Source organism: Pseudomonas sp. B21-047 (assembly GCF_024748775.1).
In the GTDB taxonomy this organism is placed as follows: domain Bacteria; phylum Pseudomonadota; class Gammaproteobacteria; order Pseudomonadales; family Pseudomonadaceae; genus Aquipseudomonas; species Aquipseudomonas capeferrum.
Map to the genome: position 1 here is coordinate 4,476,862 of NZ_CP087169.1, position 26,350 is coordinate 4,503,211.

The window sequence follows — 26,350 nt, forward strand, 5'->3', positions numbered from 1 at the left end:
GCTGCCTCTGGATTTCCATGATCGTCCACCCCCGCCCCGATGTGCTGCGCGTGCTGTTCACCCTCAAGGGTTCGATCGTCAAGCGCATTGCCCTGCGCTGCCTGATGGTCACCGTGCTGGCCGCGCTGATCGTGCTGGTCGAGCGGCATTTCCCGGCGTTCTTCTACCCGGTCAGCGCCACGCCGTTCACCTTGCTCGGCCTGTCGCTGTCGATTTTCATGAGTTTTCGCAACAACGCCTGCTACGACCGCTGGTGGGAGGGCCGCAAGGCCTGGGGCAAGCTGATCATCGAGACCCGTTCATTCGTGCGCGAGAGTGTGGTGATCGCCGACCCGGCGCTGCGTGCCGAGCTGCTGCGCAACCTGTGCGGCTTTGCCCATGCGCTCAATGCCCGGCTGCGCAACGAGGATGACCTGGCGGCTGCCCGACCTTGGCTGGCCAGCCCGGCTGCAATCAGCCCGCACAATGTGTGCAACAGCATCCTGAGCGAGATTGGCGGGCACTGTTCGCGGCTGGCCGAGCAACAACAGATCAGCGATTGGCGCTACAGCGTGCTGGAGCAGCGCCTGGTGGGCCTGTCGGAGGTACAGGCCACCTGCGAACGCATCAAGGGCACGCCGCTGCCGTTCCCCTACACCCTGTTGCTGCATCGCACCATCTACATCTTCTGCCTGCTGCTGCCGTTCGCCCTGGCCGAACCACTGGGCTGGCTGGCGCCATTGTTCACCACCATCGTCGGGTACACGTTTTTCGGGCTGGATGCGATTGGCAATGAGCTGGAAGACCCGTTCGGGCGGGATGAAAACGACCTGCCCACCGATGCGCTGGTGCGTACCGTGGAGCGCGATGTGCTGGCGGGGTTGGGGGTAACGCCACTGCCACCGGCTTTGGAGCCGGTGGGGTATGTATTGAGCTGAGGGTTTTCTGCTTTCTGTGCTGGCCGTTACCCTCGGCTGGCACAAGCCTCGACGGGCTTCAGGTGCGGCACGAAATTGCACGGCCGGTGCCGCGCATCCAGCTGCTCCGCCAGGATCCCTTCCCATGCCGTGCGGCACGCACCGGTGGAACCCGGCAGGCAGCACACCAGGGTACCGTTGGCCAATCCGGCCAAAGCCCGGCTCTGAACGGTCGAGGTGCCGATATCGAGAATCGACAACGCCCGGAACAGTTCGCCAAAGCCATCGATACGTTTGTCCAGCAGGCATTCAACCGCTTCCGGCGTACTGTCACGCCCGGTGAAGCCGGTGCCGCCGGTGATCAGCACCACCTGCACCTGCTCGTCGGCAATCCAGGTAGCGACCTGGGCGCGGATCTTGTACAGGTCGTCCTTGAGCAACGCCCGTGCCACCAGGCGGTGGCCGATCTCCACCGAGCGGCTGGCCAGCAGCTCGCCGGAGGTGTCGTTGTCGTAAGTGCGGGTGTCGCTGACGGTCAGCACGGCGATATTGAGCGGTACGAAGACCGCGTCGGGTTTGACGCTCACGTGGGCTACTCCTGAAAGGGCATTGTCACCACGCTAGAGGCATGGCCTGGGGGCGTCCAATCGATATGGCGTACCGGGTGATCAATGACATCTATCGCTGACTTGGTTAAGGTCAGCACAACCAGACGCCAGGCACTCCCATGGACATCAAGCAACTCAAGTTCCTCATCGCGCTCGACCAGACCCGCCACTTCGGCCAGGCCGCAGCGCTGTGCCACATCACCCAGCCGACGCTGTCGATGCGCCTGCGCAACCTGGAAGACGAACTGGACCTGGTGCTGGTCAAGCGCGGCCAGCGCTTCGAAGGGTTTACCGAGGCCGGCGAACGCATCCTGGCCTGGGCTCGCACCCTGCTGGCCGCCCACGACGGCCTGCAGGCCGAAGCCGCCAGTTGCCGTGGCCAGGTGGTCGGTAGCCTGCGCCTGGGCACGGTGCCGCTGGCCAGCTTCAACCCGATGCAATTGCTGCTGCCGCTGCGCGAAAAATACCCCGAGCTGCAGTTTCAGCTCAGCTCGCACAGCACCGAACAGATCATGGATGGCCTGAGCCGCAACCAGCTCGACCTGGGCATCTGCTACCTGGACCAGGTCAACGCCAGTTTCTTCGAAGTGATCGAGCTGGGCACCACCACCATGGGCCTGCTGCACGACACCCGGCACTTCCAGTTCGAGGCCGACAGCCTGCGCTGGGAGGAACTCGGCGAGATCCCCCTGGGCCTGCTGAGCAAAGGCATGCACTACCGTCAGTCGCTGGACCTGAGTTTTCGCAGCCGCAGCCTGGAGCCCAACGCCGTGCTGGAAAGCGACTCAAGCTTCCAGCTGATCCAGGCCATCAACACCGGCGTGTGCTGCGCGATCATGCCACTCGATTGCGGGCTGGAGGACTTGAGCGACCACATGCGCATCCTGCCCATCGTCGATGCCAGCATCCACAGCCCGGTGGGCCTGCTGCTGCGCCGCAGCGAGCCACGTTCGGCAATTGCCGAGCAGTGCTTCGACGAGGCCCGTGCCCTGTTTCAAGCCCCCTGAGCCGCCGTCGCCTGGCGGTACTGGCGCGGGGTGAAGCCGGTCAGTTGCTTGAACTGCCGGCTGAAGGCGCTGTGGTCGGTGTAGCCGCAGCGCATCGCCACGTCGGTGATCGGCAGGTCCGAATGCAGCAAGCGATGGGCATGCTCCAGGCGCGCCTTGTGGATCATCTGCCGCGGCGTGAGGTGGAACACCCGCTTGCAATAGCGCTCCAGTTGCGCCACGGAAATACCCGCGATGCGGGTCAGTTCACCCATGCTGATCGGCTGGTGAAAGTGCTGGCGAATATGCTCATCCACGGCGGCCAGGCGCTGGTAAGCGGGATGGGTGTCGGCGGCTGACTGCAGGTCAACCGAGATGCCCACCAAGCCGATGATGGCGCCTTGCGGGTTGTACAGCGGCCGCTTGTGGGTTAGGCACCAACCGGGCTCGCGGCTGCCGTACAGGTGCAGTTCGAGCTGGTCTTGCAGCACCAGGCCATCCTTGAGTACGCGGCGGTCCTGCTCGGTATAGCCGGGGCCCAGTTGCGCCGGGAAGACTTCGGCGCTGGTCTTGCCCAGCAACGGCTGCAGGCGCTTGAGGCCACAGCGCTGGACCAAGGTGTCGTTGGCTAGCACGTAGCGGGCGTCGGGGTCCTTGATGAAGATCGCGGCGTTGGGGATGGCGTCGAGGATCGGCAGCAGCAGGGAGACCCCGGCGAGCAGCGCCTCCAGGGTGGCGGGGCGGTGCTGGTCGAAGCACTGATACAAGGTTGCCAGGGAGTGATCTGTCATCTCGCTTCTCGGGGGCGACGCTATTGACCACCTGTGGGAGCGGGCTTGCCCCGCGAAGGCGCCAGAAGCGTCACTGCTCCTCGCCAGCCCACAGCCGGTATGGCTTCCAGCCTATCCGCCCGCCCCCGCCAGCCGCCAGCTTTTTCTGCAACTGTGCCGATTTCGTCATCCCCCTTGCAGAAAACCATCAAGAACCGACGCCCCGATCGGTCCACTCTATGCCCCACGCAAGCCGCCCAAGACCTACAAGAGCGCGGCCCAGAAGCCGCATCTCGTGACATCAGACCTGCCTATCCAAAACCTACAAAAAGGCGCACCCATGTCAGGTAAATTCAAAAAACAGCTGTCATTGCTGGACCTCACCTTCATCGGCCTAGGCGCCATCTTTGGCTCCGGCTGGCTGTTCGCTGCCAGCCACGTCTCGGCCATCGCCGGCCCCGCCGGTATCCTCTCCTGGTTCCTCGGCGGTTTCGCCGTGCTGTTGCTGGGCATCGTCTACTGCGAGCTCGGCGCCGCCCTGCCCCGCGCCGGTGGCGTGGTGCGTTACCCGGTGTACTCCCACGGCCCGCTGCTCGGCTACCTGATGGGCTTCATCACCCTGATCGCTTTCTCCAGCCTGATCGCCATCGAAGTGGTCGCTTCGCGCCAATACGCCGCTGCCTGGTTCCCCGAACTGACCAAGGCCGGCTCCAGTGACCCGAGCGTGCTCGGCTGGCTGGTGCAGTTCGCGCTGCTGGGGCTGTTCTTCGTGCTCAATTACCGCAGCGTGAAGACCTTTGCCAAAGCCAACAACCTGGTCAGCGTGTTCAAGTTCATCGTGCCCTTGCTGGTGATCGGCGTGCTGTTCACCTTCTTCAAGCCGGCAAACTTCGAAGTCCAGGGTTTTGCGCCCTATGGCCTGTCCGGTGTGGAAATGGCCGTGTCGGCCGGCGGCATCATCTTCGCCTACCTGGGGCTGACGCCGATCATTTCGGTGGCCAGTGAAGTGAAGAACCCGCAGCGCACCATCCCGATCGCGCTGATTCTGTCGGTGCTGCTGTCCACTGCGATCTACGCCTTGCTGCAACTGGCGTTTCTCGGCAGCGTGCCGACCGAAATGCTGGCCAACGGCTGGGCCGGGGTGACCAAGGAACTCGCCCTGCCCTACCGTGACATCGCCCTGGCCCTGGGCGTGGGCTGGCTGGCCTACCTGGTGGTGGCCGACGCGGTGATCTCGCCCAGCGGCTGCGGCAACATCTACATGAATGCCACCCCGCGGGTGATCTATGGCTGGGCGCAGACCGGCACCTTCTTCAAGTTCTTCACCCGCATCGACGAGCAGTCCGGCATCCCCCGCCCGGCCCTGTGGCTGACCTTCGCCCTGTCGGTGTTCTGGACCCTGCCGTTCCCCTCCTGGGAAGCGCTGATCAACGTGGTGTCGGCGGCACTGGTGCTGAGCTATGCCGTGGCCCCGGTCACCGTCGCCGCGCTGCGCCGCAACGCTCCTGACATGCCGCGCCCGTTCCGGGTCAAGGGCATGAGCGTGCTCGGCCCGCTGTCGTTCATCATCGCCGCGCTGATCGTCTACTGGTCTGGCTGGAACACCGTGTCGTGGCTGCTGGCCCTGCAAATCGTGATGTTCGTGCTGTACCTGCTGTGCGCCCGCTTCGTGCCCACCCAGCACCTGTCCCTTGGCCAGCAAGTGCGCTCGTCGGCCTGGCTGATCGGCTTCTATGCCGTGACCATCCTGCTGTCCTGGCTGGGCAGCTTCGGTGGCCTGGGCGTGATTGGCCATCCACTCGACACCGTGGCCGTCGCGGCCTGCGCCCTGGGCATCTACTACTGGGGAGCGGCCACCGGCGTGCCGGCCCATCTGGTGCGCCTGGATGGCGAAGATGAAAGCGAAGCCAGCGCCGACACCCACCTGGGCCACCGCCCTGCCGCCGTCGCCTCCTGACCTCGGCCTCAACCAAGGGACATGCCCATGAAACACATTCACGTCATCGACTCGCATACCGGCGGCGAACCGACCCGCCTGGTGATGAAAGGCTTCCCGCAGCTCAATGGCCACACCATGGCCGAACAGCGCGACGAACTGCGCGAGCTGCACGACCCCTGGCGCCGCGCCTGCCTGCTGGAGCCACGCGGCAACGATGTACTGGTGGGCGCGCTGTACTGCCCACCGGTGTCGGAGGGCGCCACCTGCGGGGTGATCTTCTTCAACAACGCCGGCTACCTGAACATGTGCGGCCACGGCACCATCGGCCTGATCGCCTCGCTGCAGCACCTGGGGCTGATCGCACCGGGCGTGCACAAGATCGACACGCCGGTCGGCCAGGTCAGCGCCACCCTGCATGAAGACGGCGCGGTCACCGTAGGCAACGTGCCGGCCTACCGCTATCGCCAGCAGGTGCCGGTCGAGGTACCGGGCCATGGCGTGGTGCACGGCGATATCGCCTGGGGCGGCAACTGGTTCTTCCTGGTGTCCGAGCACGGCCAGCGCATTGCGATGGACAACGTCGAGGCGCTCACCGATTACACCTGGGCAATGCTCAAAGCCCTGGAGGCCCAGGGCATCACCGGCGAGCACGGCCAACCGATCGACCATGTCGAGCTGTTTGCCGATGACCCCGACGCCGACAGCCGCAACTTCGTCATGTGCCCCGGCAAGGCCTACGACCGCTCCCCCTGCGGCACCGGCACCAGCGCCAAGCTGGCCTGCCTGGCCGCCGACGGCAAGCTCGACGAGGGCCAGACCTGGGTCCAGGCGAGCATCACCGGCAGCCAGTTCCAGGGCCGCTACGAACGCGAAGGCGAGCGTATTCGTCCGTTCATCACCGGCCGCGCCTACATGACCGCCGACAGCACCTTGCTGATCGACGAACAGGACCCTTTCGCCTGGGGCATCTGACCCGCCCAGGCCTTTTATTCGCACCCCCTACTGAATACTGCAAGGAGTGACACCCATGAGCGACAACATCTTCACCGGCTGCATGCCTGCCCTGATGACCCCTTGCACCGCCGAGCGCAAACCAGACTTCGACGCCCTGGTGCGCAAAGGCCGCGAGCTGATCGAAGCCGGCATGAGCGCCGTGGTGTACTGCGGCTCGATGGGCGACTGGCCGCTGCTGACCGAGGCCGAGCGCCAGGAAGGCGTGGCGCGCCTGGTGGCGGCCGGCATCCCGACCATCGTCGGCACCGGCGCGGTGAACACCCGCGAGGCCGTCGCCCACGCCGCCCATGCCGCCGAAGTCGGCGCCGCCGGCCTGATGGTAATCCCGCGGGTGTTGTCCCGCGGTGCCTCGCTGATCGCCCAGAAGCACCACTTCTCGGCCATTCTGGCGGCTGCGCCGAAGCTGCCGGCGGTGATCTACAACAGCCCGTACTACGGCTTCGCCACCCGCGCCGACCTGTTCTTCGAACTGCGCCGCGAATACCCGAACCTGATCGGCTTCAAGGAATTCGGCGGCGGTGCCGACCTGCGCTACGCCGCCGAACACATCACCTCCAAGGACGACGACGTGACCCTGATGGTCGGCGTCGACACCCAGGTGGTGCATGGCTTCGTCAACTGCAACGCCACCGGCGCCATCACCGGTATCGGCAACGCCCTGCCGCGTGAGGTGCTGCAACTGGTGAGCCTGAGCAAACAGGCCGCCAAGGGCGACGCCAAGGCCCGGCGCCTGGCCCGCGAACTGGAAGCGGCGCTGGCAGTGCTGTCGTCGTTCGATGAAGGCTGCGACCTGGTGCTGTACTACAAGCACCTGATGGTGCTGAACGGCGACCGCGAATACAGCCTGCACTTCAACGAGACCGACGCCCTGACCGACGCCCAGCGCAACTACGCCGAACAGCAGTACGCGTTGTTCCGCCAGTGGTACGCCAACTGGTCGGCCGAGCAGAACGTCGCCTGATAACTCTGGGAGCAACGGTCTTGCTCAAGCGTGACCCCTGTGGGAGCGGGCTTGCCCCGCGAACACGGGCTATGCCCGTGCCATCCTCCGCGGTGCCTGCTTCGCGGGGCAAGCCCGCTCCCACAATGAATGCCCTTGTTCTCTGTGCGAAGGCGCAGCCCGAAAGGGTTGGGCGCTTTCCCGCAGGGTAAGCCGAATCTGACTCCAAAGGAGGCTCCATGACCCTGACTGGCAACCTGCTGATCGGCCAGCGCGCCGTGACCGGCAGCCGCGAGGCGATCCGCGCCATCGACCCGGCCACCGACCAAGCCCTTGAGCCCGCCTATGCCGGCGGCACCGGCGAGCACGTGGCCCAAGCTTGCGCACTGGCCTGGGCGGCGTTCGATGAATACCGCGAAACCTCGCTGGAACAGCGGGCCCACTTCCTCGAAACCATCGCCGAACAGATCGAGGCCCTGGGTGATGCGCTGATCGACCGCGCCGTCGCCGAAACCGGGCTGCCCAAGGCGCGCATCCAGGGCGAACGCGGCCGCACCTGCACGCAACTGCGCACCTTCGCCCGCGTGGTACGTGCCGGCGAGTGGCTGGACGTGCGCGTCGACAACGCCCTGCCCGAGCGCCAGCCCTTGCCGCGCCCCGACCTGCGCCAACGCCAGGTGGCCCTGGGCCCGGTGGCGGTGTTTGGTGCCAGCAACTTCCCCCTGGCCTTCTCGGTGGCCGGCGGCGACACCGCTTCGGCACTGGCCGCTGGCTGCCCGGTGGTGGTCAAGGCCCACGGCGCCCACCCAGGCACCAGCGAGCTGGTCGGCCGGGCACTGGCACAGGCCGTGAAACGCTGCGGCCTGCCCGAAGGTGTGTTCTCGCTGTTGTACGGCGCGGGCCGTGAAGTGGGCATCGCGCTGGTCAGCGACCCGCGCATCAAGGCGGTCGGCTTTACCGGCTCGCGCAGCGGTGGCATCGCCCTGTGCCAGGCCGCCCAGGCACGCCCGGAGCCCATCCCGGTGTACGCCGAGATGAGTTCGATCAACCCGGTGTTCCTGTTTGATGCCGCCCTGCACAACCGTGGCGAGGCGCTGGCGCAAGGCTTCGTCGCTTCGCTGACCCAGGGTGCCGGGCAGTTCTGCACCAACCCTGGCCTGGTGATCGCGCGCCAAGGGCCGGCGCTGCAACGCTTTGTCGCCGCCGCCAGCGAACAGGTGCAACGCGCGGGGGCACAGACCATGCTCACCCCCGGTATTTTCAGCGCCTATGCAACGGGCGTCGGCGCCTTGGCCGAAAACAGCAATGCCGAGGTCGCGGCCAGCGGCCAGCCACCGCAGGGCCCCAACCAGTGCCAGGCCCATTTGTTCGTGACCCAGGCCAGCGCGTTTCTGGCCGACCCGGCGCTGCAGGCCGAAGTCTTTGGCGCCGCCTCGTTGGTGGTGGCATGCGATAGCGACGCGCAGATCCGCCAGGTCGCCGAGCACCTGGAAGGCCAACTGACCGCCACCCTGCAGCTGGACGAGGCCGACCTCGACAGCGCCCGCGCGCTGCTGCCAACCCTGGAGCGCAAAGCCGGGCGCATCCTGGTCAACGGCTGGCCTACCGGGGTCGAGGTGTGCGATGCGATGGTCCACGGCGGGCCGTTCCCTGCCACCTCCGATGCCCGCACCACCTCGGTGGGGACGGCGGCGATCCTGCGCTTCCTGCGCCCGGTGTGCTACCAGGACTTCCCTGACGGCCTGCTGCCAGAGGCCTTGCGCCACGGCAACCCGCTGCAACTGCGCTGGCTGCTCGACGGCAAGCGGGAAGGCTAGGCCATGGGCGAGCCACTCAACGCTGCCGACACCGATATCGCCGTGGTCGGCGCCGGCATCGTCGGCGTCGCCTGCGCCCTGCAACTGGCCCGGCAGGGCCGCCAGGTGCTGCTGATCGACCGCGAGCAACCCGGCCATGGCGCCTCCTACGGCAATGCCGGGCACCTGGCCACCGAGCAGGTATTCCCGATCGCTGACCTGTCGATCCTCAAGCGCCTGCCGAGCATGCTGATGGACCCGATGGGCCCGCTGCGCCTGGACTGGAAGTACCTGCCCAAGGCCATGCCCTGGTTCACCCGCCTGCTGCTCAACCTGCGCCCGGCGCCGTTCCAGCGCAGCGTAGCCGGTATCCGTGCATTGAACGAAGGCAGCCTGGCGGCGTGGCAGCAGTTGCTCGGCTCCATTGGGCGCAGCGACCTGTTCAAGGAAGAGGGGTCGTTGCTGGTGTTCGAACGCAGTGAGTCGCGCCAAGCCCTAGCGGCGTTGCAGGCGCGCATGCAGCAGCAGGCCGTACCGGTCGACTTCTGGTCGGCCGATGCCGTGCAGGCAGCGGCGCCCCAGTTGAGCCCAGCGCTTTTGGGTGGGCTGTTTTTCCCCGCTACCGGGCATTTCATCGACCCGTACCGCGTGGTCTACGCACTGTTCGAAGCGGCCAGGGCCAGTGGGGTGCGCTTCGTCCGGGCGCAGGTCGAAGGTGGGCAGTTGCACGGCGGCGGGGTCAGCCTGGTCAGCGACCAGGGCACGTTCAACGCCCGCCAGGTGCTGATCAGTTGCGGCGCGCACTCGGCAACACTTACCGCAGCCCTCACCGGCAAGCGGGTGCCGCTGGATACCGAGCGCGGCTACCACCTGATGTTGCCTGGCGAGCAGCAACGGCTGCCGTTCGCCGTGACCTCACTGGAGCGCAAGTTCATCATGACGCCGATGGCCGACGGCTTGCGCCTGGCCGGCACGGTAGAATTCGCAGGGCTGGATGCGCCGCCGAGCATGCAGCGGGCATGGCAGTTGCATCGGCTGAGCCAGGGTTTGTTCAAGCAGGACCTGGATGCCGAGGGCGCGACGCCGTGGATGGGCTTCAGGCCATCGTTGCCGGACTCATTGCCGGTGATCGACCGGGTGTGTGATGGGCGGGTGTTGCTGGCATTCGGGCATCAGCACCTGGGGCTGACCCAGGCGGCCGTGACGGCCGAATGGGTGGGGCGGCTTGCCGACCAGGAAAAAGGGCCGCAGATGGAGGCCTATCGGTTGGATCGGTTTTGATCAGGGCCGGCCTCTTCCCGGGGCAAGCCCGCTCCCACAGGTAACTGCCAACCTCAAGGCCAGCGGAGTAGCTGTGGGAGCGGGCTTGCCCCGGGAAGAGGCCGGCCCAGGCTACTGATTAATCAGCAACTCAGCGATAACGCTCAAGCCAGTGCGCATAGGGTGCCGGCAAGGTCCACGAGGCTTTATCCACGCCCAGCTCCTTGGCCGCAAAATACGCCCAATGCGGATCAGCCAAGTGCGCACGCCCTACCGACACCAGGTCGAGCTGATTGGCTTTCAGCGCGCCTTCGGCCAGCTGCGGCGTACCAAAGCCCCACGCCGACGTCACCGGCAGGCCCGCCTCGCGGCGTACACGCTCGGCAATCGGCCCCATGAACGCCGGGCCCCACGGGATGTTGGTGTCAGGGATGGTGAAGCCGACGCTGACACTCAGCAGGTCCAGGCCACCGGCTTTGAACATGCGGGCTAACTCGATGGATTCTTCCAGGGTCTGCTCATCGCGACCGTCATATTCCAGCACGCCGAAACGCGCGGTCAGCGGCAGGTTTTCTGGCCACACCTCACGTACCGCGGCCAGGGTTTCCAGCAGGAAGCGGCTGCGGTTCTCGAAGCTGCCACCGTAGGCGTCAGTGCGCTGGTTGGTGTGTTCGGAGAAGAAGCTTTGGCCCAGGTAACCGTGGGCAAAGTGCAGTTCGATCCATTCAAAACCCGCATCCCGCGCACGGCGTGCAGCGTCGACGAAGTCTTGCTTGACCCGGGCGATGTCGCCCAGGGTCATTTCGCGCGGCACTTTCGGCAGGTGAGCACCGAAGGCAATGGCCGACGGGGCGATGGTGTCCCAGCCACGGGCGTCGTCGGCAGCGATGTGGTCGTCACCTTCCCAGGGGCGGTTGGCGCTGGCCTTGCGCCCGGCGTGGGCGATCTGGATGCCGGGCACCGAGCCTGCGGCCTTGATCGCCTGCACCACCGGCACGAAGGCTTGGGCGTGGGCGTCACTCCAGATACCGGCACAACCGGGGGTGATACGCCCTTCCGGCGCCACGGCGGTGGCTTCGACCACCAGCAGGCCGGCACCACCTCGGGCCAGGCTGGCCAGGTGCACGTGGTGCCAGTCGTTGATCATGCCGTCCTCGGCCATGTACTGGCACATCGGCGGAATGGCGATGCGGTTGCGCAGGGTGACGTCCTTGAGGGTGTAGGGTTCGAACAATGCGGACATGGAGAAGCTCCCGGGTTATCTGAATACGATAGTTCGATCATAATCGAACTATGGCAATAATTGAAAGGCCCGTTATCATGTCGACCATGCGAGCCTACAAACATCCCAACCCTGAAGACCTGATTCTCGAGCGCCTGCTTTACGCCCTGAGCGACCCCGTGCGCCTGGAGATTGTGCGCCACCTGGCGGGCGTGGCGGAGGCCAGCTGCGGCGAGCTTGACGGCGGGCGGCCGAAGTCGAGCATGTCCCACCATTTTCGCGTCTTGCGCGATGCGGGGCTGGTGCACACGCGCAACGTCGGCACTACCCACATGAATTCGCTGCGCAGCGAAATGCTCGACGAACGGTTCCCTGGGTTGCTGGAGTGCATTCTGCGTCAGCGGTAGTCCCGTGCTGGCCAAAAAAAAAGCCACGAGGTCACCCCCGTGGCTTTCGATTACAACAATGGGGCTTACAGCGCCATGTCGTTCTCAGGCTTGCTTTCTACCGGCTCGCTTGGCGCGTTGCCGAAATCAACGCTGGCGTCGATCACTGGCGGCTTCTCCAACTGCAGCACTTCAGCGGTGTAGTTCCACTCTTTCTGCGTGGCCGCAGCCGAATCATTCAGCTTGGTACCGTAGCTTGGCACGATCTCTTTGATCTTGGCCTGCCACTCTGGCGTCGCCACTTTCTCTTTGAACACGGTCTCAAGCACATTCAGCATGATCGGGGCCGCGGTCGAAGCACCTGGCGAGGCACCCAGCAGGCCGGCGATGGTGCGGTCTTCGGAAGCCACCACTTCGGTGCCCAGCTTCAGCACGCCACCCTTCTCGGCATCACGCTTGATGATCTGCACGCGCTGACCGGCCTGCCACAGGCGCCAGTCTTCTTTCTTGGCGTTAGGGAAGTAGGTGCGCAGCGCTTCGAAGCGGTCGTCGTCAGACAGCATCAGCTGGCCAGCGAGGTACTCGACCAGCGGGTACTGTTCGATACCGACCTTGGTCATCGGCCACACGTTGTGCAGCGTGGTGCTGCCCAACAGGTCGAGGTACGAGCCGTTTTTCAGGAACTTGGTCGAGAACGTGGCGAATGGCCCGAACAGGATCACGCGCTTGCCGTCCAGCACGCGGGTATCCAGGTGCGGTACCGACATGGGCGGCGCGCCGGTCGAGGCAATGCCGTAGGCCTTGGCCATGTGCTGCATGGCAACGGTCGGGTTCTCGGTCACCAGGAACGAACCACCCACCGGGAAGCCGGCGTATTCCTTGGCCTCCGGGATACCCGACTTCTGCAGCAGCTTCAGCGCGCCGCCGCCGGCACCGATGAACAGGAACTTGGCGTCGGTGGCCGACTCGGTACCGTCCTTCAGGTTCTTGTACTCGACGTGCCAGGAGCCGTCCTTGTTACGGGTGATGTCCTGCACTTCGCTGGACAGCTTCAGGTCGAACTTGTCCTGGGTCTTCAGGTGGCCAACGAACTGGCGGGTGATCTCGCCGAAGTTGACGTCGGTGCCGATCGGCGTCCAGGTCACGGCCAGCTTCTGGTTAGGGTCGCGCCCTTCCATCATCAGCGGGACCCACTTGGCGATCTGCGCGTGGTCCTCGGAGTACTGCATCGGGCGGAACAACGGGCTGGCCTGCAGCGCGTCGTAACGCTTCTTGAGGAACTTGATGTTGTCATCGCCCCAGACGAAGCTCATGTGCGGGGTGCTGTTGATGAACGAATGCGGGTTCTTCAATACACCCTGGCGGACCTGCCACGACCAGAACTGGCGGGAGATCTGGAAGGCTTCGTTGATTTCGATGGCCTTGGTGATGTTGACGTTGCCGTCTTTGTCTTCCGGGGTGTAGTTCAGCTCGGCCAGCGCGGAGTGGCCGGTACCGGCATTGTTCCAGCCGTTGGAGCTTTCTTCGGCGACGCCGTCCAGGCGCTCGACCATTTCCATCGACCAGCTCGGCTCCAGCTCGTGCAGCCAGACAGCCAGGGTGGAACTCATGATGCCGCCGCCGACCAGCAGCACGTCGACTTTCTTGGTTTCTGCCGCGTGCGCTTGCATGACGCTCGCCGCGACAGCCAGACCCAGCAAGGTCTTGCCAGCTTTCTTGAACATTGATTGATTCCAATGGTTAGCACGTAAGGAAGGCCTAGGCGGGGCCTTGTATTTCTCTGTCCTTCAGCGCGCGCTTGTTATTGGTCATTGGAGTCAGCAGCCAAGAGAAACAGTGAACGCTCAGCCGTTGGTCGAATTGACCGGCCATCGCTGAAACGTTTTTCCGATTGTAACCCAATTGCCAGCACAAACAAATTGAGGGGGTTCGCGTCAAGGCGGCAGGTTGTCCCAGGTGCACGGGGAAGAACGACACCGATTGCAGTATTGTTCCGCCGCCCCTACTATTGCGATCATTTCTCATTCGCACCAGTACGCGCTCGCGCCGGATGCCGCCGTGGTTTCGATACCTGAGTTGAACACCTCGATCCATACCCTGTACCACAGCCATTCGCGCTGGTTGCTTGGCTTTTTGTACCGGCGCCTGGGCAGCCGTTGCGATGCCGCTGACCTGGTGCAGGACACCTTCCTGCGCATCCTCAACCGCCCCCGCCAGTTCGACGGTGAGCGTGGTGAACGCTCGTACCTCGCCACCATCGCCCGTGGCCTGTGCGTGGATCACTGGCGGCGACAGAAGCTGGAGCAGGCCTGGTTGCAACAGCTGGCGTTGCAGCCGGAAGCATTGCAGCCCTCCCCCGAGCAGCGGGCGATCATCGTCGAGACCCTGCACGAGGTCGACGCCATGCTGTTGCGCCTGCCCGGCAAAGTGCGCCAGGCGTTTCTGCTGGCGCAGATCGATGGCCTGACCTACCGCGATATTGCCGCGCACCTGGGCGTTGGCGAGCGCATGGTCAAGAAGTACCTGGCGCAGGCGTTTTTGCATTGCGCCATCCTTGAAGCCGAACTCGACGGCGTGCTGGTGGAATGACGCCATGAGTACACCCGCGCAGAAACTCAGCCACGCCAGCCTGCAGGAAGCCGCGCACTGGTATGTGCAACTGCAGGACGAAGCCGCCGACCCGCAGGTGCGCCACCAGTGGCAGCGCTGGCTGGACCAGCACGGCGACCACCAGGCGGCCTGGCATTATGTGCAACGCGTCGGTCAACGCTTCGCCCCCTTGCAGGCCGAAGGCGCTGCGGCGGGCCGCGCCCTGCGCGAGCACGACCCGCGCCGCTTCAGCCGGCGCACGGGGCTCAAGACGTTGCTGGTGCTCGGCGCCAGCTCGCTGCTGGGCTGGCAGGCTTGGCGGGGGGCGCCGCTGTCGAGCTGGAGCGCCGACCTTGCCACCGGCATTGGCGAAACCCGGGTAACGCGCCTGGCCGACGGCAGCCAGTTGTGGCTGGGTGCACAAAGTGCGGTGGACCTGGAATTTTCGGCGCTGAGCCGAGTGTTGAAGCTGCGCTTTGGCGAAATACTGGTGGAGACCGCCGCCGACCCGCGCCGGCCGTTTTTCGTCGACACCGCGCAAGGGCGCATGCAGGCGCTGGGTACACGGTTTGCGGTCTGCCAACTGGGCGACAGCACGCGGTTGAACGTGTATGCCGGTGCGGTCGAGGTTTGTACTGCGCTGCGGGGTGAGCGCCTTATCGTCCAGGCCGGGCAGCAGGTGGATTTCAGTGCCCAGGGCATCAGCACAGCGCGCCCGGCGCAGAGTGCGGGCGAGTCGTGGATTCAGCAGCGATTGAATGCCGAGGACATGCCTCTGGCGCAGTTGCTGCAGATGCTGGGGCGCTATCGCCATGGGCACCTGGGGTGGCATCCGGCGGTGGCGCAGTTGTCGGTGATGGGGGCTTTTCCGCTTGATGATACCGACCGCGCGCTTGAGCTGTTGCAGGCGGCGCTGCCGGTGCGGGTGCAGCGGGTGACGCCATGGTGGGTGAGTGTCGAGCCCGCGTGAGGGTCTGTGGAGGTGACAGGTGCATGCCGATAGGTTTGCAGCGCCCATGAGATCGAGCGCCGCCCGCGCGGCGCATCGCGACGCAAGGCCGCTCCTACATCTGTTTCGGGCCAGTCATGTCTGTGCCAGCGCGCGCGAGCCCTTGTTTGTACGGCGCGAAATGAAGGCGGGCGCCAAGGGGCCGCGCGCCAATGCTTCAGGCGTAACTGGCCCGAAACAGATGTAGGAGCGGCCTTGCGTCGCGATGCGCCGCGCGGGCGGCGCTCGATCTCAAGGGCAATACAAAAACAACGGCATGCACCCAAAAGCCCAAAACCCCCAAAAAAACCCCACCGCCCAGTTCCCTTTTCCCAATCTCGTTCGGTTACCCCCTCACAACCCCTTCAACTCACCGTATCCACCCCAGGGACCAGCATGCCGACGCCCTTCCACCCCGCCCTTCGCCTGGCGCTTGCCGCCCCACTGTCTCTATGCGCCGCCGCCCCCCTCATGCTGCCGGCAACGCTGGCCCATGCCGAACAAGCCGCCAGCGCCGAGACCACCTTCAACATCGCCCCCGGCTCGCTGGCCGGCGCCCTCAACCAGTTCAGCAGCCAGGCCGGCATCTACCTGGCCGGCAGCAATGCATTGGCCGCCGGCAAGACCAGCCCGGGCCTGCAAGGCCGCTACAGCGTCGCCCAAGGCCTGGCCCGCCTGCTGCAAGGCAGTGGCCTGCAAGCCGTACCGCAAGGCAGCGCCGGCTATGTGCTGCAACCGGTCGCCGACGGCAATGCCTTGCAACTCGATGCCACCGCCATCAACGCCGCAACCCTGGTCGCCAGCAATGGCCAGGGCGACAGTGGCTACCGCGCGGTAGCCAGCGCCACCGCCAGCAAGACCAGCAGCGCCCTGGCCGACACGCCGCGCTCGGTCTCGGTGGTAACCCGCCAGCGCATGGACGACCAGCAATCACAAACCCTCACCGAGGTACTCGGCTATGTGCCGGGCATCTTCTCCCCACCGTTTGCCGGCGGTGATGGCCAGGCGGGCGACCTGTTCTTCATCCGTGGCTTCAACGCCACCGACTATGGCTACGGCCTGCTGCGCGACGGCCTGCGGGTACAAGGCAACCGCTACGACACCAGCAGCGAACCTTATGGCCTGGAGCGCGTGGAAGTATTCCGCGGCCCGACCTCTATCCTTTATGGCGAGAATGCCCCAGGTGGCGTGGTCAACCTGGTCAGCAAGCGGCCGACCGCCGAACCCCGTGGCGAAGTGCAGCTGAGCTACGGCTCGCACAACCGCCGCCAACTGGGCGTCGACGTGTCCGGCCCACTGAACGAAGAAGGCAACGTGCTGGGCCGCCTGGTGATGATGGGCCGCAACTCCGATACCCAGGTCGATCACCAGCCCGATGACCGCCTCTACATCGCCCCCTCGCTGACCCTGAACTTCGACGACTTCAACAGCCTCACCCTGCTGGCCACCTACCAGCGCGACCGCACGCTGATGGAGCTCGGCTACCCGGCCGCCGGCACCTTGCTGCACAACCCCAATGGCAAGATCGACAAGGACCAGTTGTCCGGCAACCCGGACTGGGACAACTTCGAACGCGAAACCTGGAGCCTGGGCTACGAGTTCAGCCACCGCTTCAACGATACCTGGCAGTTCCGCCAGAACTCGCGTTACCTGCAGTCGCGCATCGACCGCCAGGAGACCTGGCCAGGCAGCCTCAACAATGGCGGCTTCGGCACCACCCTGAGCAACCAGGCCTACGACCGCTACAACAAGTCCATCGCCTACTCGCTGGACAACCAGTTCGAAGGCCACTTCAACAGCGGCGCGTTCGAGCACACCCTGCTGTTGGGGGCGAGCCTTGACCGCACCTCGTTCAACCAGGACTGGGACGCCGGTAACGGCGGCACCATCAACGTGTTCGACCCGGTGTGGAACGGCAAGCCAAGCACGCCACTGCACGTGCAGAACGCCTTGCTCGAACAGACCATGTACGGGCTCTACAGCCAGTTGCAGACCAAGGTCGACAATTGGGTGCTGCTGCTCGGCGGGCGCCTGGACCGGGTCAACAGCCAGTTCCGCAACAAGGCTGGCACGCTCAACGTTCCAGCGGACATGGACAGCTGGGACAGCGACTTCACCTGGCAGACCGGCGTGATGTACCAGTTCGAAAACGGCCTGTCGCCCTACTTCAGCTACTCCACTGCCTTCGCCCCGACCCAGCAGACCGAGAGCAAGAGCGGCCCGCTGGACCCGACCACCAGCGAACAGTACGAAGTGGGTATCAAGTACGAACCCAAAGGCTGGAACACCGCCTTCACCGCGTCGGTGTACGACCTGCGCAAGAAGGACGATGTGCTGTTCGACTCAAGCGTCGGTGACTACCGCCAGATCGGCGCCAGCCGCGCCAAGGGCGTGGAGCTGGAGCTCAACAGCGACCTGAGCGAAAACCTCAACCTCACGGCGGCGTATACCTACACCGATTCGCGCATTACCAAAGACGTGGCCGGCTCGCTGTATGAAGACCATCAGATGACCGGGGTACCGCGCAACCAGGCGTCGGTGTGGAGCACCTACCGTTTTCGTGATGGGCTGTTGAAGGGCTTGCAGATTGGCGGCGGCGTGCGTCATTTCGACAGCACATTCGCTTATACCCCAGCCAGCCTGTACGGCAAGCTCGATACCGGCGATGTCACGCTGGTGGACGCCAAGGTGGGTTACACCCTCGACGACAACTGGTCGGTCGAGGTCAACGCCCGCAACCTGTTCGACAAAGAGTACGTGGCCGGTTGCAACAACGCCGGGCGTTGCTACTGGGGTGAGGAGCGCACCTTGCTGGGCACGGTGTCGCTGCGCTGGTGAGCCGTTAAACAAAAGACCCCGGCCACTTGCATGGCCGGGGTCTTTGGATCACGTCGCAAGCGGCGCGATCAGGGTATCGCCAAGATTACTGCGGCTGAGGCAGTTTATCGATTGGGCCGCAGCCACCGATGACCTTGGAGATGGAAACCGAAGGGTGGAACAGGTAGTCGTACGAGCAGTTCTTCTGCTGGTTGTAGACTTGGCCAGTGCAGCCGGACAGCAGGGCAACGCCCGAAACGACAGCAACAGCAACAGTGGCTTTCAACAGCTTTTTCATACAAAGTCCTTTAAATGAATCGTCGGCCATCGTGCTGATGGCGCCCGGATCATACAGAACCAAGGCATTGGATCCAAGTCGTGCGGGCCGCGATGTAACAATACGTCGCGTTATCGCAGCATTAACCGACAGTTGAAAAGTAGGCCGCCACGGAAGATAGTCTGTCGTTCTGCCTCGCACCTGCACGCTTACAGGAGTTTCCCCATGCTCGGTGTTACCGACTACGGCGCGTTCGTCATCGCCTTCATCATCGTCCTGGCCATCCCCGGCCCGGGCAACTTTGCCTTGATCACGGCGACCGGCAAAGGCGGTATCAAGGCTGGCATGGCGGCGACCTGCGGGGTGATCCTGGGTGACCAGGTGCTGTTGTGGCTGGCCGTGGCCGGCGTTGCCACCCTGCTGGCCGCCTACCCTGCCGCGTTCCATGTGGTGCAGTGGGCGGGCGCTGCGTACCTGGCCTACCTGGGGCTGCGCATGTTGCTGAGCAAACCCGGCGGCGCCCCACGTGCAAGCCGCATGGACAACGGCCACTACTTGCGCCAGACCATGATGATCACCTTGCTCAACCCCAAGGCGATCATGTTCTACATGGCGTTTTTCCCGCTGTTCGTCGACCCGGTGAAGCACCAGGGGCTGGTGACCTTTGGCTTCCTGGCAGCGACCGTGGCGGTGGTGACGTTGCTGTATGGGCTGATTGCGGTGGTGTTGACCCACAAGCTGGCTGAACGCATGCGCGCGAATCCGCGGATTACCAACCTGTTCGAGCGGTTGGCGGGGGTGTGCCTGGTCGGGTTCGGGATCAAGCTGGCGGCGATGCGCTGAGGGTTTTCCTACAAGGCTTGCGCTGCCCTGTAGGAGCTGGCTTGCCCTGCGATGGGCCGCAAAGCGGCCCCAGGATCTATCCAGCAAACCATAACCAACAGGTCAGCCCAGTATTCATTCCCTGAACGATAAAAGACGGCAACTTAGCCTTCCGCCCTACAGCTAACCTTCAGTTTTTTCCCCTATCTTGTAGTCCATTTCCCAAACATACTCCCAACCCGCTCAAACTGTTGCTAGTGCTTGGGTCGCGCTCTAGTCTCGCCGTGTCGTTGCCACTGTAGCGACCGGCTTTGACAGGCCGTCCCGACTTAAGAACTCACTTGCAGCGCTTAATGGCAGCTGTACATGGGGCACACTCGTGTGCGCCGGGTTCCTTGGGTCACCGGTCTGTCAACCCATGTATAGCTGCCTCCATTCGTTTGACAGCGTTAGCAGGCAGCTCCACCTGACTCAAGGAGCTGTATATGCGCAAGATAGTCCCCGATCCGCCCTACTCCCTCGATGCCTCGCAAATCCTGCAGGACACCCTGATCCAATCCACAGAGTACGTCCTCTGCGCCCTGTCCGTAGCCCGTCAGTCCGTGCAACTCAAACCCACCTCGCCCAGCTCGATCGTGATGCAGGCGGTCATCCACGAGATGGAAGCCGTACAAAGCCTGGTGGAGTCCGCCTTGATGCAACTGCAGATGCAGCCGCATGCTCCGGCAGAGCCGCGCACCCTGCACTGAACCATTGAAGTGATGCATCGCCTGGGCGTGCCTTGCGCGGGTAAAACCGCGAACCGGCACGCCCAGGCACTGAACAACCCAGAGAGTTCAAATGACGACTACAGACACCCCCAAGCCGCCCACTACAGCCGGCAAAACCACGTTCTACCAAGGCGAAAACCAAACCCACCCACTCTTTCGCATTGAGCCCGGCCCGCGTAGCCCAGCAGCAGATGCAGGTCCGCCCATTAAGGCAACACTATGCGAGTCCTCGATCTGAATTTGAGCAACACCAAACCGTTCGAAGCCTCGCGCTTTCTCGACAATGCCGAAGTAATCCGCCACCGCCGTAGCGGTGCCTCCCAATCAAGCCCTAGCTCTGTACGAAAAGAGATGTCGCAAACACCGCATGGAACAAGCCAGTGGAACCATGGCGGCGTAGCTTTTCGCCAGTTTGTCGAAGCGCGTTACGATCCGGCGGTTCTCTTTCAGCCAGCCAAACATGCGCTCGATGATGTTGCGCTGACGGTACTTGGGCCGATCAAAGAGTCTGGGTAATCCTGGTTTAGGCTTGCGCTTCATCGAGCGCAGAGGGATGACGGGTTGCATTCGATATTTGTCGCAGTCGCGGCGTAGCGCTTCGGCGTCGTAGCCCTTGTCAGCAAGCAGCCATTTACAGCGTTTGCGCGGGCGGCCACGTTGGGTTGATGGAATGCTGACTTCCTCCAGCAGTGGCTGGGCGTAACTGATGTCCTGGCTTGACCGCCAGAGAGTAGGAAGCGCAACGGTGTCCCGTTGGCGTCGCAGAGCATGTGGATTTTGGCTGTCAGACCGCCGCGACTGCGGCCTAGAGATTGGTGTCCTGGGATTCTGCCAAATCAGGAAGTCTTTTTCCGATTTCCTGAAGAACAGGAAAGGTCTAATTTCTGACCACTCCAACGTTTGAACCTCAACCCAAGAGGGCATCAAAAGTCGGATAGATACTTTAGACCTTCCCTAATCTTCGAGACTACAAATCTATCGTAATTATATCTAACAAGTCCTGAAGGGTGTCCAGTTCGCTCCAGTGTAGCTCGGTATCTGGAGCTAACGCTTGCACTAAATGATCAAGATCGGATGGTGTAAGGTAGAGGGATAGCTCTTCACTTAACGATACCTCTGAAAGATCTTCGCCAAGCTCATCTTTGATAAATTTAACTAATGAAGCAAGATCCTAACTCATATCACACCTCGTTGACTTAAATTTGTACAGGAGTAACTTAGCCTAGGCTCTGTATGAAAAGTCTTGAGACGAAGGTCAGGCAAGGCGAAACAGCCGAGAAAGCGGAGTTTACGGGTTGTAAATGAGCATTCCGAGGCTGTTTTCAACGCAGCACCACCGAGTATCAAGGCTTTTCGTACAGAGCCTAGGTGCCTAGGCCCTTGAGTGTTCGGGTATTAATCACTGTCTATATCGCACCGTTATTTTGAGCTGAAAAAAGAAGTTGTCACCTGGCAAAAATACTAGGCCCTGTACGATAAGAGATGTCGCAAACACCGCATGGAACAAGCCAGTGAGACCATGGCGGCGTAGCTTTTCGCGAGTTTTTCGAAGCGCGTTACGATCCGGCGGTTCACTTTCAGCCAGCCAAACATGCGCTCGATGATGTTGGGCTGACAGTACTTGGGCCGATCAAATAGTCTGGGTAAACCGGGCTTAGGCTTGCGCTTCATCGAGCGCAGAGGGATGACGGATTGCATTCGATATTTGTCGCAGTCGCGGCGTAGCGCTTCGGCGTTGTAGCCCTTGTCAGCAAGCAGCCATTTACAGCGTTTGCGCGGGCGGCCACGTTGGGTTGACGGAATGCTGACTTCCTCCTGCAGTGGCTGGGCGTAACTGATGTCACTGGCTTGACCGCCAGAGAGTAGGAAGCGTAACGGTGTCTCGTTGGCGTCGCAGAGCATGTGGATTTTGGTTGTCAGACCGCCGCGACTGCGGCCTAGAGCGTGATCGGCAGGCTCGTCAGGCCCCCTTTTTTCCCGGCGCCAGATGAGGTTCGGTTTCCACGTACTGCGGTTGAGTCGATCATCCAGGTTTGCAGATCGATCAAGCCTTGCTCATTCAATCCCAGGTGCAGGCGTTTGAGCATCTGATCGAACGTTCCCTGATTCCGCCAGCCCCGAAACCGTTGATACACCGTAAACCCAATCGACGCCCCTAGGACGCTGAGATTTTGCTGAACTGCCCCTCTCCAAACTCAGTTTCATCCAGATACACAAACATGGAGCCTGCCTTCCCTTATGGCCACATCACCAGTGTCGAATCATACTCAGACTCAGCCCTAAACCGGAGCCGTCACCATGGCCAGAGCCGGCCCAGCGCGGTCTCCAAGGTAGAGAATATGCCCTAAAAATGCCCTAACTTTGATCCCTGAAACGACGAAGCCCCCGAAAACATCAACGTTTTCGGGGGCTTCGGCTACTTCGCGTATGGCGGAGAGATAGGGATTTGAACCCTAGGTACTGTTGCCAGTACAACGGATTTCGAATCCGTCCCGTTCGACCACTCCGGCATCTCTCCAATGCCGCGCATCATACCAGCGAATTCTGAAAACGCAAACCTTTATTTTCAAAAAAATCGCGTGGTATCAGGCGCTTGCGTGAACAGGCCGCTTACAGCGGCACGCCCAGGCGCTTGGCAACTTCTTCGTAGGCTTCGATCACGTCGCCCAGGCCCTGGCGGAAGCGGTCCTTGTCCATCTTCTTGCGGGTTTCTTTGTCCCACAGGCGGCAGCCGTCGGGGCTGAATTCGTCGCCCAGGACGATCTGGCCGTGGAACACGCCGAACTCCAGCTTGAAGTCGACCAGCAACAGGCCTGCGTCATCGAACAGCTTGTTCAGCACTTCGTTGACTTTCAGCGACAGCTTTTTCATCTCTGCCAACTGCTCGGCGGTGCCCCAGCCGAACGCGACAACGTGGGATTCGTTGATGAAGGGGTCGCCCTTCTCGTCGTTTTTCAGGAACAGTTCGAAGGTGGACGGCTCCAGCTTGATGCCCTCCTCCACGCCCAGACGCTTGACCAGGCTGCCCGCCGCGTAGTTACGCACCACGCACTCGACCGGGATCATGTCGAGCTTCTTCACCAGGCACTCGTTGTCGCCCAGCAGCTTGTCGAACTGGGTCGGCACGCCGGCTTCTTCGAGCTTTTGCATGATGAAGGCGTTGAACTTGTTGTTCACCATGCCTTTGCGGTCGAGCTGTTCGATACGCTTGCCGTCGAACGCCGAGGTGTCGTTGCGGAACAGCAGGATCAAGCGGTCGGCGTCGTCGGTCTTGTAAACCGATTTGGCCTTGCCGCGGTAAAGTTCTTCGCGTTTTTCCATGATGGGCTCCGCTTGCTTGAGTAGTTGGGCTAGGCGATTTCGCGCCAGTCGAGCCCGTGTTCCTGATTCGCCACCTGAAGCCAGTCTGGGTCGCACCCAAGGGTGTCGACGAAGCACTGGCGGGCCAGTTGTGGCAGGTTGTTCTTGCTGCTGAGGTGGGCCAGCACCAGGTGTTGCAGGTTGCTCCAGCCCAACTCGTCCACCAGGCGCGCGGCCTGGTGATTGTTCAAATGCCCTTGCATGCCACCTACCCGCTGCTTCAGGAACGACGGGTAGTGACCGCGTGCCAGCATGTCGCGGCAGTGATTGGCTTCGATCAACAGGGCATCCAGGCCCTGGTAGCGCTCCAGCAACAAGGCATCGTACGAGCCCAGGTCGGTGAGCATGCCGAAACGCCGCCGGCCGTCGCTGAGCACGTACTGCAACGGCTCGTAGGCGTCGTGCTCGACGCGCGCTGCCGTCACCTCCAGGCCACCGATGCGCAGGCTGTCGCCACAAGCGAGAAAACCGGCCACCTCCACCGGCTTGCGCAGGCCGCGCAAAGTCCCTTGGCTGAGGTAGACCGGTACATTGTAGCGCCGCGACAGCAACCCCACCCCATGCACATGGTCGGCATGTTCGTGGGTAACCAGCACCGCGCTCAGCTGTGCCGCCGAGACCCCGAGCAGCGCCAGGCGCCGCTCGGTCTCACGCAGGGAGAACCCGCAATCGACCAGGATGAACGTGTCACCACTGGCGATCAGCGTGCCGTTTCCCTGGCTGCCGCTTCCGAGTACCGCGAAGCGCACTTAACCCAGGTGGTCCTGAATGGCGCTCAGCACACGGCGGGCGACATCGGCCGGAGCCACGGTGTTGATGTTTTTCTCGACGGTGACCTGCACGCTCTCGCCGACCTTGCTCAGGCGTACCTGGTAGCGCTCGGCACGGGCTTCACGCTCTTCCTTGGTCGGTGCACTGCCGAACATGCGGCTGAAGAAGCCCGGCTCGTTCTGCTTGTCGTCAGGCTTTTCGGACAGGTTGATGTAGTACAGGCCCAGGCTGCGGTTGATGTCTTCGACACGCCACTCGCCACCTTGCTCCAGGGCACGGCCCACGCTGGACCAGGCGCGATCCAGGTCGGCGCCCAGGAACAGTACCGGGTTGCCGCTGCCGTCTTCGCTCAGGCTGACGCGGCTTGGCGCATCGAAATCGCGCGCGGCCAGCAGCGAGACAGACCCGCCCTTCTCGGCGCTGCGGTTCATGCTGGCGAGCATCTCGTCAACCAGCAGGGCATCGGCGCCGGTGTTGCTGGAGGTGGACGGGAAACCAGGCTCGGCGGTGCTGCCAGCCGGGCGCTCGACGCTGACGATGTACACCTCGGAGGTGTTGCGCTGCACGCCGGGCTCCATGCGTACACGCACGCGCACTTCGCTGTCGCCGCTGCTGGCGGTGCTCGCCAGGCGCTGGCCGAGCGAGGCCGAGAGTTCATCGAAACGCTGCCAGCTGGTATTGAATTCGCCGGTTTGCGGGCGCTCTTCGGCAATGCGGAAGCCATTGTCTTCAAAGAACTGACGGGCCGCAGGCCAGACTTCGGCTGGCGAGCGCTGGGCCAGCACCCAACGGCTGTTGCCGCTGCGTTGCAAGCTGAAGTCGCTGACTTCGGCACCGGCCGTCAGCGGTTGCGGACGCGGCACTTCGAACTCGCCGGTGGCGCTGTCATCGGCAACGTTACGCGGAATAGGCAACAGCGGGTCGAGGCGCTTGACGTTGCTGGCGTCCGGCGGCAGCTGCATCGGCGCGGTCGGGTGCGCCTGCAGGTAATCGCTGCCGCGGTCGCGGAAATAACCCTCGTCGCCCCACAGCCAGCCGCAACCGCTGGTGCTGGAAATGATCAGGGCAAGGGCGGAAAGACCAGCCAGTCGCTTCATGCGGTGTACTTCCTCGATTAAACCAGTACGCCGGACTGGCGCAAGGCAGTACGGACTTTTTCGTGACAGCCTTCGCTCAACCAGGTCAGCGGCAGGCGAATGCCTTTGTGCATCAGGCCCATTTCGACGAGCGCCCATTTCACCGGAATCGGGTTGGCTTCGCAGAACAGGTCTTTGTGCAGCGGCATGAGTGTTTCGTTGATTGCGCGGGCCTTCTCGGCATTGCCCTCAAGGGCGGCCTCGCACAAGTCGGCCATTTCGCGCGGGGCGACGTTGGCCGTCACGGAGATGTTGCCCTTGCCGCCCAGCAGGATCAGCTCGACAGCCGTCGGGTCGTCGCCGGACATGACGATGAAGTCTTTGCTGACGCCATCGAGGATGGCCTTGGCACGGGCCAGGTCGCCGGTGGCTTCCTTGATGCCGATGATGTTCGGCACGGTCGACAGGCGGATCACGGTCTCGGCCTGCATGTCGCAGGAGGTGCGGCCGGGTACGTTGTAGAGGATCTGCGGGATGTCGACGGCTTCGGCGATGTGCTTGAAGTGCTGGTACAAGCCTTCCTGGGTCGGCTTGTTGTAGTACGGCACGACCAGCAGGCAGGCGTCGGCGCCGGCGTTTTTGGCGTTCTGGGTCAGGTGCACGGCTTCCGAGGTGGAGTTGGCGCCAGTGCCCGCGATGACCGGGATGCGGCCAGCGACACGCTTGACCACGAATTCGATGACCTCGATGTGCTCTTCGACGGTCAGGGTGGCCGACTCGCCGGTAGTACCGACGGCGACGATGGCGTGAGTGCCGTTTTCCAGGTGGAAGTCTACAAGTTTGCCGAGGCTGTCCCAGTCAAGACGCCCTTGTGCATCCATGGGAGTGACCAATGCCACCATACTGCCCGCAATCATGTAACTGCTCCTGCCGGAAAAAGAGAGCGGTAATGGTACTGGGGGCATCGGCCTTGCACAAGCGAAGCAGGCGGGCGGAGCATTCCCCTCGGCGGCTTAATTCGCTACCCTTGATCCTTTGATCGGTGCAGCGCGGCCCGCCGGGC

Annotated in this window: 22 protein-coding genes, 1 tRNA gene and 2 pseudogenes; 13 read left to right on the plus strand and 12 right to left on the minus strand. The window is 63.2% G+C overall.

Annotation, left to right across the window (positions count from 1 at the left end; all coding sequences use genetic code 11):
- The first annotated feature begins 17 nt into the window (after window positions 1-17).
- A complete protein-coding gene (locus LOY26_RS20215; protein ID WP_033699784.1) occupies window positions 18-917 on the plus strand; it encodes a bestrophin family protein in 900 nt (299 codons plus the stop codon).
- A gap of 26 nt (window positions 918-943) precedes the next feature.
- Here LOY26_RS20215 and moaB read toward each other — a convergent pair whose 3' ends face one another.
- Complete coding sequence (gene moaB / locus LOY26_RS20220; RefSeq protein WP_186658373.1) at window positions 944-1,483, minus strand: molybdenum cofactor biosynthesis protein B; 540 nt, start codon at window positions 1,481-1,483, stop codon at window positions 944-946.
- Window positions 1,484-1,623: 140 nt separating this feature from the next.
- Here moaB and LOY26_RS20225 point away from each other — a divergent pair, with 140 nt between their 5' ends.
- Window positions 1,624-2,511 carry a LysR family transcriptional regulator gene (locus LOY26_RS20225; RefSeq protein WP_033699786.1) on the plus strand — a complete coding sequence of 296 codons (888 nt, stop codon included), beginning with the start codon at window positions 1,624-1,626 and terminating at the stop codon, window positions 2,509-2,511.
- Here the strand turns inward: LOY26_RS20225 and LOY26_RS20230 are convergent.
- A complete protein-coding gene (locus LOY26_RS20230) occupies window positions 2,499-3,281 on the minus strand; it encodes an AraC family transcriptional regulator (RefSeq protein ID WP_186658371.1) in 783 nt (260 codons plus the stop codon). The genes LOY26_RS20225 and LOY26_RS20230 overlap by 13 nt on opposite strands.
- Before the next feature lie 319 nt (window positions 3,282-3,600).
- On the opposite strand from LOY26_RS20230, the gene LOY26_RS20235 reads away from it, so the two are divergent.
- From LOY26_RS20235 to LOY26_RS20255, 5 genes are all read left to right on the plus strand, one after another.
- Window positions 3,601-5,217 (plus strand): APC family permease, encoded by a 1,617-nt coding sequence (locus tag LOY26_RS20235; RefSeq protein ID WP_047583235.1) that lies wholly within the window; start codon window positions 3,601-3,603, stop codon window positions 5,215-5,217.
- A 27-nt stretch (window positions 5,218-5,244) separates the two neighbouring features.
- Window positions 5,245-6,171 carry a 4-hydroxyproline epimerase gene (locus tag LOY26_RS20240; RefSeq protein WP_186658369.1) on the plus strand — a complete coding sequence of 309 codons (927 nt, stop codon included), beginning with the start codon at window positions 5,245-5,247 and terminating at the stop codon, window positions 6,169-6,171.
- Between the two features lie 55 nt (window positions 6,172-6,226).
- Window positions 6,227-7,174: a dihydrodipicolinate synthase family protein gene (locus LOY26_RS20245; protein ID WP_186666243.1), complete on the plus strand. Its 948-nt coding sequence runs from the start codon at window positions 6,227-6,229 to the stop codon at window positions 7,172-7,174.
- A gap of 218 nt (window positions 7,175-7,392) precedes the next feature.
- Window positions 7,393-8,970, plus strand: a complete 1,578-nt coding sequence (locus tag LOY26_RS20250) for an aldehyde dehydrogenase (NADP(+)) (RefSeq protein WP_186666245.1) — start codon at window positions 7,393-7,395, stop codon at window positions 8,968-8,970.
- Between the two features lie 3 nt (window positions 8,971-8,973).
- Window positions 8,974-10,230 (plus strand): FAD-binding oxidoreductase, encoded by a 1,257-nt coding sequence (locus LOY26_RS20255; RefSeq protein WP_258714039.1) that lies wholly within the window; start codon window positions 8,974-8,976, stop codon window positions 10,228-10,230.
- 130 nt (window positions 10,231-10,360) lie between these two features.
- Here the strand turns inward: LOY26_RS20255 and xenA are convergent, their stop codons facing one another.
- Window positions 10,361-11,452, minus strand: coding sequence for a xenobiotic reductase XenA (gene xenA / locus LOY26_RS20260; protein WP_258714040.1), 1,092 nt, complete (start codon window positions 11,450-11,452; stop codon window positions 10,361-10,363).
- Window positions 11,453-11,502: 50 nt separating this feature from the next.
- Between xenA and LOY26_RS20265 the strand changes: the two genes are divergently transcribed.
- Window positions 11,503-11,838: a helix-turn-helix transcriptional regulator gene (locus LOY26_RS20265; RefSeq protein WP_186658358.1), complete on the plus strand. Its 336-nt coding sequence runs from the start codon at window positions 11,503-11,505 to the stop codon at window positions 11,836-11,838.
- A gap of 65 nt (window positions 11,839-11,903) precedes the next feature.
- On the opposite strand, the gene mqo is transcribed toward LOY26_RS20265, so the two are convergent.
- Entirely contained in the window at window positions 11,904-13,541 is a 1,638-nt protein-coding gene (gene mqo / locus LOY26_RS20270) for a malate dehydrogenase (quinone) (protein WP_186658356.1), read from the minus strand.
- Between the two features lie 334 nt (window positions 13,542-13,875).
- Between mqo and LOY26_RS20275 the strand changes: the two genes are divergently transcribed.
- From LOY26_RS20275 to LOY26_RS20285, 3 genes are all read left to right on the plus strand, one after another.
- Window positions 13,876-14,406: a sigma-70 family RNA polymerase sigma factor gene (locus tag LOY26_RS20275; protein ID WP_258714041.1), complete on the plus strand. Its 531-nt coding sequence runs from the start codon at window positions 13,876-13,878 to the stop codon at window positions 14,404-14,406.
- A 4-nt stretch (window positions 14,407-14,410) separates the two neighbouring features.
- On the plus strand, window positions 14,411-15,376 hold the full coding sequence (locus LOY26_RS20280) for a FecR domain-containing protein (protein WP_258714042.1): 966 nt from the start codon (window positions 14,411-14,413) through the stop codon (window positions 15,374-15,376).
- Window positions 15,377-15,790: 414 nt separating this feature from the next.
- Window positions 15,791-18,232 (plus strand): TonB-dependent siderophore receptor, encoded by a 2,442-nt coding sequence (locus tag LOY26_RS20285; protein ID WP_258714043.1) that lies wholly within the window; start codon window positions 15,791-15,793, stop codon window positions 18,230-18,232.
- An 85-nt stretch (window positions 18,233-18,317) separates the two neighbouring features.
- Here LOY26_RS20285 and LOY26_RS20290 read toward each other — a convergent pair whose 3' ends face one another.
- A complete protein-coding gene (locus LOY26_RS20290; protein ID WP_027594641.1) occupies window positions 18,318-18,509 on the minus strand; it encodes a DUF4223 family protein in 192 nt (63 codons plus the stop codon).
- A 204-nt stretch (window positions 18,510-18,713) separates the two neighbouring features.
- On the opposite strand from LOY26_RS20290, the gene LOY26_RS20295 reads away from it, so the two are divergent.
- Window positions 18,714-19,331, plus strand: coding sequence for a LysE family transporter (locus tag LOY26_RS20295; protein ID WP_227696317.1), 618 nt, complete (start codon window positions 18,714-18,716; stop codon window positions 19,329-19,331).
- Between the two features lie 464 nt (window positions 19,332-19,795).
- Window positions 19,796-20,059 carry a hypothetical protein gene (locus LOY26_RS20300; protein ID WP_033699806.1) on the plus strand — a complete coding sequence of 88 codons (264 nt, stop codon included), beginning with the start codon at window positions 19,796-19,798 and terminating at the stop codon, window positions 20,057-20,059.
- A 345-nt stretch (window positions 20,060-20,404) separates the two neighbouring features.
- Here the strand turns inward: LOY26_RS20300 and LOY26_RS20305 are convergent.
- The 7 genes and pseudogenes from LOY26_RS20305 to dapA form a co-directional block, all read right to left on the minus strand.
- Window positions 20,405-20,904 (minus strand): annotated as a pseudogene (locus tag LOY26_RS20305) (IS5 family transposase); the annotation flags it as partial.
- Window positions 20,905-21,541: 637 nt separating this feature from the next.
- Window positions 21,542-22,218 (minus strand): annotated as a pseudogene (locus tag LOY26_RS20310) (IS5 family transposase); the annotation flags it as partial.
- Window positions 22,219-22,508: 290 nt separating this feature from the next.
- Window positions 22,509-22,598: transfer RNA gene (locus LOY26_RS20315), tRNA-Ser, on the minus strand.
- A 92-nt stretch (window positions 22,599-22,690) separates the two neighbouring features.
- Window positions 22,691-23,401, minus strand: a complete 711-nt coding sequence (purC, locus tag LOY26_RS20320) for a phosphoribosylaminoimidazolesuccinocarboxamide synthase (protein WP_012315794.1) — start codon at window positions 23,399-23,401, stop codon at window positions 22,691-22,693.
- A 29-nt stretch (window positions 23,402-23,430) separates the two neighbouring features.
- Entirely contained in the window at window positions 23,431-24,189 is a 759-nt protein-coding gene (locus LOY26_RS20325; RefSeq protein WP_033699821.1) for an MBL fold metallo-hydrolase, read from the minus strand.
- Window positions 24,190-25,308: an outer membrane protein assembly factor BamC gene (bamC, locus tag LOY26_RS20330; RefSeq protein WP_033699823.1), complete on the minus strand. Its 1,119-nt coding sequence runs from the start codon at window positions 25,306-25,308 to the stop codon at window positions 24,190-24,192.
- Between the two features lie 17 nt (window positions 25,309-25,325).
- Window positions 25,326-26,204: a 4-hydroxy-tetrahydrodipicolinate synthase gene (gene dapA, locus LOY26_RS20335; protein WP_033699825.1), complete on the minus strand. Its 879-nt coding sequence runs from the start codon at window positions 26,202-26,204 to the stop codon at window positions 25,326-25,328.
- Between the last annotated feature and the right edge of the window lie 146 nt (window positions 26,205-26,350).